A 2609-nucleotide genomic window follows, 5' to 3' on the forward strand; every position below is an offset into this window, starting at 1 on the left:
GACACCCACTGGGCTTGGGGCAGATTGTCGCTGAGTAGGTTGTGCGAACGAGGAGCAGTACCATCTGCCCTATGCGGCAACTGTTGAGCCAACTGGCTCTTTTTGGTTGATGGCCCGCGTATAAAGCAGCGAGGTTCCAAGGGTCGCCGATGGCGGTGATCCTGAACCGGCGAGCCCTCGCTGTTCGCTCAATCGCAGACCAACTGGCAACAGACTGTCGCAGGAGTCCAGCATGCATGCCGGTGTCGAGCCCAGCCTTTACCAACAAGTAACTACTCGCCCCCCTCCTAGCCCTCCACGCCACCGTACCGATCGCTTGACACCATAGCGGCGACTGCCTATGCTGCAGGTCCAAGACAGTGAGACGGGCCGACAGCGATGGGCAGTTACTTTGGCTCCAAGGCGACCTCGGGTCTGTGTCAGGCGATCATCGCGCTGATGCCGCCGCATGACACCTACATCGAAACCCACCTCGGTGGCGGGGCGATCATGCAGCGCAAGCCACCGGCCTTGCGCAACATTGGCATCGAGCGCAATGCGCGGGTGCTGGAGCGGTTTCAGTGTGACTACCCTGTCGAGCGCGTGCAGGGCTGCGCCCATCAATTCTTGGCCGACTACCCGTTCAGCGGTCGCGAGCTGGTCTACAGCGATCCGCCCTATCTGCACGCGGTGCGCAGCTCCTCGCGGCGCTACCGCTACGACTACACCGAGCAGGCGCACCACGACCTGCTGACGTTGCTCAACGGCCTGCCCTGTGCGGTCATCCTCTCCGGCTATCCGTCCGCGCTCTATGACGCGGCGTTGCCCGACTGGCAGTCCCTGGAGCTGCAGGTCATGAACCAGGCCGGCGTGCGCACCGAGAAGCTGTGGTTCAACTTCACCCCCGAGCGCGTGCACTGGGCGCGCTGTGCCGGCAAGAACTTCACCGATCGCCAGCGCATCAAGCGCAAGGCCGAGCGTTGGTCACAGCGCTATCGCGCCATGCCCGCGCCCGAGCGCCTGGCGGTCCTCGCCGGGCTGATGGCGGTGGAGGCCGAGCGGGTCTAAGCGATCCAATGGCCAGCGTCAACAAGGCCTCCCTACGCGAGGAATTCGCCGCGTTGAAGGGGCAGTTCGAGCAGCACTGCGCCAAGGGCGAGGTGAGCGCGGAGCTGCGCGCATTGGTCGAGGCGCTGCTGCTGCTCTTCGAACTGCTGATGGCGGTGTTCCTGGAGAAGACCACCCCCAAGACCAGCCGCAACTCGGGGGTGCCGCCGTCACAGACGGGTCAAGACGGCGAGGATCCGACCACGCCGAAGCCGCGCACCACCGCCAAGGGCCGCAACCCGACGCATAACCGCAGCGACAACACCCGCACGATCGAGACGCTCACCACGCTCCCGCTCGAGCACTGCGCGCACTGCGGCACCGATCTCGGCGACGCCCCCTGCCAGGGCCATGAACGGCGCACGCGCATCGACATCGTCTTCGAGAAGGTCATCGAGCACGTCGAGGCCGAGATCAAGGACTGCCCGCACTGCGGGGAGCGGACCAAGGCAGCGTTTCCATCCCACATGCCCGGTCCGCTGCAATACGGACTGGGTCTGCGGGCCTTTGTGCTGAACCTGTTGGTGGCGCAGATGGTCTCGCTCAAGCGCGTGCAGCAGCTGCTCAACAGCCTGATCGGGCAAGTGCTCTCGCAAGCGACGCTGCTGGGCTACGTGCTGCAGCTGCATCGCGCCCTGGAGCGCTGGGAGCAGGAGGCGATCGACGCACTGCTCAAACAGCCGACCCTCCATGTCGATGAGACCTCCGTGCGGGTCGATCGCGCCAGGCAGTGGATTCATGTCTATGCCGGCGGCGAGATCACGCTGAAGTGCCTCCACCCCAAGCGCGGGCTCGAGGCGATCGAGGCGATCAACCTCATTCCGCGCTACGGCGGGGTGATCATCCATGACTGTTGGGCGTCGTATTTGTCCTACGACCACTGCGGCCATGGACTGTGCGGTTCGCATTTGACGCGCGAGCTGACCTTCGTGATCGAGGCCAACAACTATCGCTGGGCCGCGCGCATGAAGCGTCTGTTGCTGGAGACCCGCAAGCAGGTCGCCAACAGTACGCACAAGTGCCTGTCGGCCGATGAGTACCTGAAGCTGACCAAGCGCTATCGCGTCATCCTCGCCCGGGGCGCCAAGGAGCTGCCGCCCATCCCGCCGCGCCAGGAGGGGAAACGGGGACGCGTGGCGAAGTCCGATGCGCATAACCTGTGGGAGCGGCTCGCTCGTTACGAGGCCGCCGTGCTGTTGTTCGCCAAGCGCCCCGAGGTGGCCTTTACCAACAACCGCGCCGAGCGTGACCTGCGCATGAGCAAGGTCAAACAGAAGGTCTCCGGCTGCTTCCGCACCCGGCAGTACGCCGCGGCCTATTGCCGTATCTCCAGCTATCTCCAGACCATGGCCTACCGGGGATACAATCCACTGGTGGCCATTCAGATGGCGCTGTCCGGGGAGCTCTACGCGGGAGGGGGTGAGTAGTTACCAAAAAACCAAAATTCCAACACCTCTGACAATGTCTCGCGGGTGTCTACGTCGAGCGGTTGTAGACCGACTTGGCCGCGGGCTGGGCTTGAA

The 2609-nt window shown here is 64.2% G+C and carries 2 protein-coding genes; both read left to right on the forward strand.

Annotated elements, in window-relative coordinates:
* Positions 1–378 precede the first annotated feature (378 nt).
* The gene (locus tag VBE63_RS27205; protein ID WP_323686121.1) at positions 379–1047 is read left to right on the forward strand and encodes a DNA methylase; all 669 of its coding nucleotides are present in this window, start codon (positions 379–381) and stop codon (positions 1045–1047) included.
* Positions 1048–1055: 8 nt separating this feature from the next.
* Positions 1056–2513, forward strand: a complete 1458-nt coding sequence (gene tnpC / locus VBE63_RS27210; protein WP_323686122.1) for an IS66 family transposase — start codon at positions 1056–1058, stop codon at positions 2511–2513.
* Positions 2514–2609 lie beyond the last annotated feature (96 nt).

The sequence above is a fragment of the Lamprobacter sp. genome (genome assembly GCF_034860625.1).
GTDB lineage: Bacteria > Pseudomonadota > Gammaproteobacteria > Chromatiales > Chromatiaceae > Lamprobacter.

Excerpts from the sequence above, each read along its gene's own strand:
- VBE63_RS27205 (WP_323686121.1), top strand. The coding sequence starts at position 379 with ATGGGCAGTTACTTTGGCTCCAAGGCGACCTCGGGTCTGTGTCAGGCG.
- tnpC (WP_323686122.1), top strand. The coding sequence starts at position 1,056 with ATGGCCAGCGTCAACAAGGCCTCCCTACGCGAGGAATTCGCCGCGTTG.